This is a genomic window from Arthrobacter sp. 260, from assembly GCF_013116745.1.
Taxonomy (GTDB): Bacteria; Actinomycetota; Actinomycetes; order Actinomycetales; family Micrococcaceae; genus Arthrobacter_D.
Map to the genome: position 1 here is coordinate 214,286 of NZ_JABFOE010000006.1, position 7,247 is coordinate 221,532.

The 7,247-nt window shown below is 65.3% G+C and carries 7 protein-coding genes; 5 read left to right on the forward strand and 2 right to left on the reverse strand.

What is annotated here, in order from left to right:
* The first annotated feature begins 95 nt into the window (after nucleotides 1–95).
* Together HMI57_RS09285 and HMI57_RS09290 are read left to right on the forward strand one after the other, a co-directional pair.
* Nucleotides 96–1,280 (forward strand): benzoate/H(+) symporter BenE family transporter, encoded by a 1,185-nt coding sequence (locus HMI57_RS09285; RefSeq protein WP_346655175.1) that lies wholly within the window; start codon nucleotides 96–98, stop codon nucleotides 1,278–1,280.
* 74 nt (nucleotides 1,281–1,354) lie between these two features.
* Nucleotides 1,355–1,633 (forward strand): hypothetical protein, encoded by a 279-nt coding sequence (locus HMI57_RS09290; RefSeq protein WP_171585664.1) that lies wholly within the window; start codon nucleotides 1,355–1,357, stop codon nucleotides 1,631–1,633.
* 77 nt (nucleotides 1,634–1,710) lie between these two features.
* On the opposite strand, the gene HMI57_RS09295 is transcribed toward HMI57_RS09290, so the two are convergent.
* A complete protein-coding gene (locus HMI57_RS09295; RefSeq protein WP_019483883.1) occupies nucleotides 1,711–1,914 on the reverse strand; it encodes a cold-shock protein in 204 nt (67 codons plus the stop codon).
* A gap of 288 nt (nucleotides 1,915–2,202) precedes the next feature.
* Between HMI57_RS09295 and HMI57_RS09300 the strand changes: the two genes are divergently transcribed.
* Together HMI57_RS09300 and HMI57_RS09305 are read left to right on the forward strand one after the other, a co-directional pair.
* Entirely contained in the window at nucleotides 2,203–3,180 is a 978-nt protein-coding gene (locus HMI57_RS09300; protein ID WP_171585665.1) for a zinc-binding dehydrogenase, read from the forward strand.
* 38 nt (nucleotides 3,181–3,218) lie between these two features.
* Nucleotides 3,219–3,989 carry a hypothetical protein gene (locus tag HMI57_RS09305; RefSeq protein WP_216607279.1) on the forward strand — a complete coding sequence of 257 codons (771 nt, stop codon included), beginning with the start codon at nucleotides 3,219–3,221 and terminating at the stop codon, nucleotides 3,987–3,989.
* A 20-nt stretch (nucleotides 3,990–4,009) separates the two neighbouring features.
* Here the strand turns inward: HMI57_RS09305 and HMI57_RS09310 are convergent, their stop codons facing one another.
* Entirely contained in the window at nucleotides 4,010–5,203 is a 1,194-nt protein-coding gene (locus HMI57_RS09310; protein WP_171585666.1) for a hypothetical protein, read from the reverse strand.
* A 173-nt stretch (nucleotides 5,204–5,376) separates the two neighbouring features.
* Between HMI57_RS09310 and HMI57_RS09315 the strand changes: the two genes are divergently transcribed.
* Nucleotides 5,377–7,247, forward strand: a 1,871-nt coding sequence (locus HMI57_RS09315; protein WP_171585667.1) for an SWIM zinc finger family protein, incomplete at its 3' end; no start/stop codon positions are given.

A 7,247-nucleotide genomic window follows, 5' to 3' on the forward strand; every position in this document is an offset into this window, starting at 1 on the left:
TCCGGCTACGATAACAGCGTTCTGTTTACAGAACATCTGATTATCCCGCCAGCAGATTGTGAGCCCGTCCCGTGCCTCCCGCCAGCCACGCAGCCGTGCATACCCCGCTCCGGGAACCGGTGCTGGCCGGAGTGGTGACCGCCCTCGTCGGTTTCACCTCCTCGTTCGCCGTGGTGTTGGCCGGGCTGCGGGCCACCGGTGCCTCTGAACAGCAGGCCGCCTCGGGGCTGCTGGCGCTGACCGTCATCTTCGGTCTCGGGATGATCCTTCTCTCCACCAGGTATCGAATCCCGGTAACCCTGGCCTGGTCCACCCCCGGCGCGGCGTTGCTGGCCGGCGCGGCCTCGTACGACGGCGGGTGGCCAGCCGCCGTCGGCGCCTTCCTGGTGACCGGGCTGCTCATCGTCGCGACCGGGGCGGTGCCCGCACTGGGCCGGCTGATCGGACGGATTCCGACCGCCCTGGCGCAGGCGATGCTCGCCGGAGTGTTGCTCCCCCTGTGTCTGGCACCCTTCCGTGCGCTGGGCACGATCCCGCTGCTGGTGCTTCCGGTGCTCGCCATCTGGCTGGTCGGGACCCGGTTCGCTCCGCGGTGGGCCGTGCCGCTGACCCTGGCTGGGGCGCTGCTGGTGATCGCCGGCTACCTAACGGTCAACCGGATTGCGCTGGACTGGAGTGCCGCAGCACCCGCGGTCGAGTTGACCGTGCCGGAGTTCAGTCTGCAGGCGGTTGCCGGCCTGGCCTTGCCGCTCTATATCGTGACGATGGCATCACAGAATGTGCCAGGGGTGGCCGTCCTGAAGTCCTTCGGATACCCGACGCCGTGGCGGGCCTCGATGCTGGTTACCGGCATCGGAACGGCAGCAGCGGCACCGTTCGGTGGTCACGCCATCAACCTGGCGGCCCTGTCGGCCGCGCTGTCAGCCGGTGAGACGGCGGGAGCGGACCGGGGCCGCCGCTGGATTGCAGCGGTCAGCGCGGGGTGCTGCTACCTTATTCTTGCTGGAGCCTCGGCAGCACTGGTCACCGTGGTCACCGGCGCCCCGCCGGGACTGATCGAGGCGGTGGCGGGACTGGCGTTGATGGGGACCATGGCCTCGGCGCTCTCCGCAGCCCTCTCGGACGTCGGCCAGCGGATGAGCGCCGTGGTGACGTTCCTGGTCGCCGCTTCCGGCCTGAGCCTGGCCGGCATCGGCGGTGCGTTCTGGGCCTTGATCGCAGGACTGTTGGTCCGGTGGGTGCTGGAACGCCCAAAACCCGCCTTGAGTCAACGGAGCTAACCTCCCTCTCGACGAGCACCTGCTAGTTGAGGTGAATCGAGCCGGATTTGGGATCCGTGAGGTAGGTTTCTGCAATGACTACATTCACCGTAGAAAAATCGGCGGGAATCACGACGCTGGGCCTGTTCCTGACCGCTGCCGGGTTTGTAGCCTGGGTCTTTCTAGGAGTACCGCAACAGATCAGTTCGGAGTCGAACTTCTGGACCACTGCGGGTATCGCCCTGGCCGTCGCAGGGTTCTTGCTGCTCCTGATCGGGGTGCACCGCGCTTTGTCGAGCCTCGATGCCCTGGCTCTGAACCAATTCCCCGCTGCCGAGGCGGCGCAATCAAATACAGGCGCAGATTTGCCGTAATAGATTATCCCTTAACGCAAAATAGGGCGGGAATTGCTTCCCGCCCTATTTCAGTGGTCATTGACCACTAAGTCGAACTAGACGACCTGGATGTTTACGGCCTGAGGACCTTTGGGGCCCTGCTCGGTCTCAAAGCTAACCTTCTGGTTCTCGTCGAGGGACTTGAAGCCGCTCGAGTTGATAGCGGAGAAGTGAGCGAACACATCGGCGCTGCCATCTTCTGGCTCGATGAAGCCGAAGCCCTTGTCAGCGTTGAACCATTTCACGGTACCTGTTGCCATTTTTAAAACATCCTTCTGGAAATATGAAACTGATCCCGACTGTCGGGTAGTTTCAGTCGCGGCGTTCGTTTCCCGCTTCTACAGAAAAAGCGGCTGGCCCGTCTGGGTTTCGCCGCTTGAAATACAAAATGCGCAACACTACAACTGCGTATTAGTCTACATGGATTTCACGGAAGGCAAAAACGGGGCCCACATCCCGGTATCCGGGGAGGTCCTGTGCGGCCGGAATACCGGACCCGGCCCCGTAGTTGTTTCCCCGTAACCGCACGGCAACGAGAGAAGGCAATTATGCGCGCTATTCGTCAGCACACATTCGGCGAACCCTGGGACGTCCTGCAGGTGGAGGACATCGCCACACCCGAGCCAGGCCCCGGCCAGGTGAGGGTCCGCACCCTCATGTCAGCCATCCATAACCACGACCTGTGGACCGTTCGAGGTACCTACGGTTTCAAGCCCACCCTCCCCGCCCAGGCGGGCACCGAGGCTGTCGGTGTGGTGGACGCCCTCGGCGACGGCGTCGAGCACCTCACCATCGGCCAGCGGGTCGCGACCGGCGGCACCTTCGGTGTCTGGGCCGAGTACTTCATCGCCCCGGCCGCTGGCCTGATCCCGGTGGCCGAGGGTGCTACCGACGAGGTCGCAGCGCAGCTTGTCGCCATGCCGTTCTCGGCCCTCGCCCTGCTGGACTGGCTGGAACTCTCCGAGGGTGACTGGATCATCCAGAACGCCGCCAACGGCGCGGTCGGCCGACTGCTGGCGCAGCTGGCTCCCTCCCGCGGAATCAACGTCATCGGCCTCGTCCGTCGTGACGCTGGCGTCGAGGAACTCGCGGCCCAGGGCATCGAGCGGATCGTGTCCACGGAAAGCGACGGCTGGCAGGACCGGGTCGCCGAATTGACCGGAGGCGCGAAGATCGTGGCTGGAGTGGATTCGGTCGGCGGCGACGCGAGCAACGATGTCCTCTCCCAACTCGCCGAGGATGCCACCCTTGTCATCTTCGGCGCCATGGGCGGCAGCACGCTGGCCCTGAACTCCGGGTCCATTATCTTCAAGAATCTTGTCGTTAAGGGATTCTGGGGTAGCCGCGTCATGGGGTCGATGGCACCAGAGCGGCGTGGCGAACTGCTGGGCGAACTACTCACGCGGGTCTCGGAGGGCACCATCTCGCTGCCCGTCGAGGCCGTCTACCCGTTTGATGAGGTACAGGCTGCGGCGAAAGCGAACTTCGTCGCCGGCCGCAAGGGCAAGGTCATGCTCCGCCCCTAGCGGCACCCGCTCTCTCTTCTCGTGAGAGCATTTAACCCATGCCCCGGACCAGCAACGAGACACCCGGACGACGCCGGTCGTACCGGGTGCTCGTGGGCCTGCTGGTGGTCGCGGTGCTCGCCGCGGGGCTGATTCTCGTGGGCCCCCGTCTGGTGGGCCCGCTGGCCAGCCAGGGTGGATCCCTCCTCGGTGGGTCGGCCTGCACCGTCGAAACCGCCGAGGGCGACATCGGGCTGGACCGCGAAACGGCGAAACGGGCCACCACCGCCGCGGCGCTCCTGTCCCGCGGCCTCGACGCCCCCGACACCACAGGCATCGACGACGCGGTGATCCAGCGTCTCATCGATGGACCAGCCGACGACGCCGGCCCCAGCCTTCACTGCCGCGGCTCGGCCGCCAACGACCTTCAGGTCGAAGAGCTGACTCCCTCCGGTCTGACACCGCGCGCCGAACAGGTCCGGGTAGCGATGGCCGAGGTGTTCGGCGACCAAAGCCTGGGCGGCTTCGCCCCGGGTGGCGTCGGACAGGGACACGGCGGGGAATCCACCCACTACGACGGCCGGGCCATCGACGTCTTCTTCCGCCCGGTGACGGAAGAGAACCGGCGTCAGGGGTGGGTCCTGTCCCACTGGCTGGTCGCCCACGCCGAGGACCTGGACATCCAGTACGTCATTTTCGACGACGAGTTCTGGAGTGCCCACCTTGCCCGCGGAGGATGGCACTACTACGAGGCTCCCGCCCCCGCGAACGAGATCCTGCGCCACCTCGACCATGTGCACGTGGACGTGATCGGCGGAGGCGACGACTGACGGCTCGGCCACCCAGCTGCTCAGGGGCCAGCGGAGCCGATAGCAGCGAGATTTGTTGTTCCGCCCACGGCGCCGATCGCCACTGAGCCGGTTGCCTGCCGCCCGAGGTACCACCCGTGCGTGCGTTCAGACCCCTCGCCCGGACGAATCTGCCAGCGGGTGTCGCTGACCCGCACGATCGGCCCTGTCGCAATGAGGTTCAAGGTCACCGGTTGAACCACGGCATCGGACACCGTCCCGCCGCCAAGGCAGCCGTTGGTGATGAACCGATCGAACTGGATCGATCCGGAGGCGGTAGCTGTTCCCAGCTTGCGACCGATAGTCAGCACCCCGGGTCCTGACCCGACCACAAATTGCTCCCGGATGGCGGTCGTACCGTCACCACAGTCAATCAGTTCGGCGGTGAAACTCGACGCGCTGACCGTCGTCACACGTCCTGGGGGGCCGGTGGTGCTGGCCTGCACGATCGTGTCCTCGAAGAGCACACCCAAGCCCCCGGGGGGCTCAAACTCGGCGCTGTAGTCTCCCCGCGCACCCGTGCCACCCGGCGGTGCGACCGGGTCCGGTGCGGCCGGAACGTCCCCGTGGTTTCGCTGGCGCTCCACGGCGTATTTCAGGAATGCTGCTGGGCTCTCCGTCCCTACAATGAGCGAACCCACGGTCAGAGTTCCAGTACCGTCGCGGGCAAAGTCATAAAACCGGCCGGTCGATCGGTCAGGACCAGCGGAGGTGGTGCCGCTAATGCCTGTGAAGAATTTCGCCGAGGTACCTGTCACCGCAAGCTGAATCTCCTGCGCCCATAGCGTCGTGACCGACTCCGGCTCGCCGCACCCGGGGTTCGCGGTGACAACCAGATTGACGACTGCTTGCCCGACGGCGCGGTCGAGGCTGTGTCCGATCTCGAGGACCACCGGACCGGGCTCGCGCGCATCCCTGGTTTCGGTTTGCACCGTGCTGGTGGCAATATCTTCGGTTGAATCCGAACAAGTGACCGTGTCCGCCCGGGACAGGAATACGTCAACTGTTGCGAACCCACCGACCTCCTGTCGGAACGAGACCGCCCCAGCATAGGCGTCGTCCGAATCCGGGAGGAGGTTGACCGCGGCCTGGTAATAGCGCAGATCGCTCTGCTGCGCGTCACCGGGCGGTGCCGCCGCCGCACCACTGGCCAGCCCTGGGGTAATCAGCCCCGCGATGGCTATGCAACTAACCACCCTGCGATATGCACCCATGCACGGCTTCATCGCCCGCTCCCTGCTCTCCCCCGTCATTTTACTCCTGGGTCGTTTTCCAGTCACTGCTCTTTTCTCCGTCCGAACGCCGTGGGCCCGTTCCGACCGGCCGACAGCTAGGGGATTCCGTCAGGAGCGCGTGAGAGCATTAATCCATGCCCCAGACGAGCTCCCCCATGATCGATGTCACCGACATCATCCGCATGGTGGGCGGTGCCTCATTCCAGCGGGGGCAGACCTATGCGAAGCAAGGGGCGGTCACCCAACTGGCCTGGGACCCGTCGGCAAACACCCTGGACGCCAGGGTGCAGGGCAACTCACCCGGCGCGTACCGGACCCGGCTATTCCTCAGCGCGAAGGGCGACGGGAGGTACCACCTCAAAGACAGCTTCTGCAGTTGCCCCATCAGCCTCGATTGCAAGCACGTCGCCGCCACGGCCCTGCAGAGCAACACCGAACACCTCCTCTCGCGTCAGGAACTCACCGCGCCGGTCAGGAAATCCGCACCACAGGGCTGGCAGACCTCGCTTTCAGGACTGATCTCCCCGCCGGCAGACGATCCCGCAGGACCGCCCACCAGCAACACCCCGCTGGGGCTCCAGTTCGAGCTGCGGACCGCACAGGGCCTCCGCACCGGTTGGCAGTCCACCCCGAAGACCCAGCGCCGGACGGCGAAACCGCAGCTCGGCGTCCGGCCGGTGATCCGCAACAGCAAGGGCAACTGGGTCAAAAACAACCTGTCCTGGGGCAGCATCAGCTACCAGACCTACGGCATGATCCTCGACCCGGATCAGCACCGGTGGTTCTCCCAGTTCCCATCCCTGCATCGGGGAACGGGTGTCAGCTACTTCGGCAACAATGACTCCTGGCTCTACCTGGAAGACTTCAGCAACCCCCTGCTGTGGCAGCTGCTACGGGAAGCGGCGCGCCTGGGCGTCGAGTTTGTCGGATCGACCAAGGGGGTCGCGGTGGTCCTGGCGGGCAGCGCCACCCTGAAACTTGATGCGACCACCACCGACGGCCAGTTGCATCTCCGTCCGGTGCTGGAAATCGACGGCCACCAGCACCCGCCCGACACTGCGCAACCGATCAGCACCCACGGCATCTACACGGTGCACCCGGGCAGCCCCACCCAGAGCACCATCATCACCCTGGCACCCACCGCCAAACGTCTCACCGACCATGACATTGGACTGCTGCTGCAGACCGCCCCCGTGGTGATCCCCGCCGCCGAGATGCCCCTGTTCCTCGACAGTTTCTACCCGCGGCTCCGCCAGGCCATCGAAGTGATCAGCAGCGACGATTCGGTGACCTTCCCGGATATTGCGCCACCCCTGCTGGTCCTCACGGCCCACTACACGTCCGGGGACCGGCTGGACCTGTCCTGGGACTGGGAGTACCGGCTCGGCGATGACACCACCCGCAAGGCCCTGCAACCCGATCCCGGTGCCCAGGACTACCGGGACCCCGCAGTGGAGGAGGCGCTGCTCCGCACCGCGCGCGTCCATCTCGGAGGCACCCCCCTCAAGGCGGTCACCCTGGAGGACATGGCCGCCGTCGAGTTCACCGAAGACACCCTGCCGAAACTCCTGGAGCTCGACGGAATCCGCGTGGACGTCGTCGGCGAGCAGCCAAGCTATGAGGAGCTCACCGAACCCGCCCAGCTGACCATTACCACCGTGGAGACTGACAACCGCGACTGGTTTGATCTCGGGGTACTGGTGACGGTCCAGGGGCGCAAGATCCCCTTCGACCACATTTTCCGGGCATTGGCGCAGGGCAAGAAGAAGATCAAGCTGGTGGACCACAGCTACCTCTCAATGAACCAGCCGGTTTTCGAGCAGCTGCGTGAGTTGATCGAGGAAGCCCGCGCGCTCAACGAGTGGGAGCCGGGCTTGAAGATCAGCCGCTACCAAGCCGGACTCTGGGCGGAGTTCGAGGACCTCGCCGAGGAGACGGAGGAGGCCCAGGGCTGGCGGGTCGCGGTCGCCGGGCTGAATGACCTGACGGAAATCACCCCCACCCC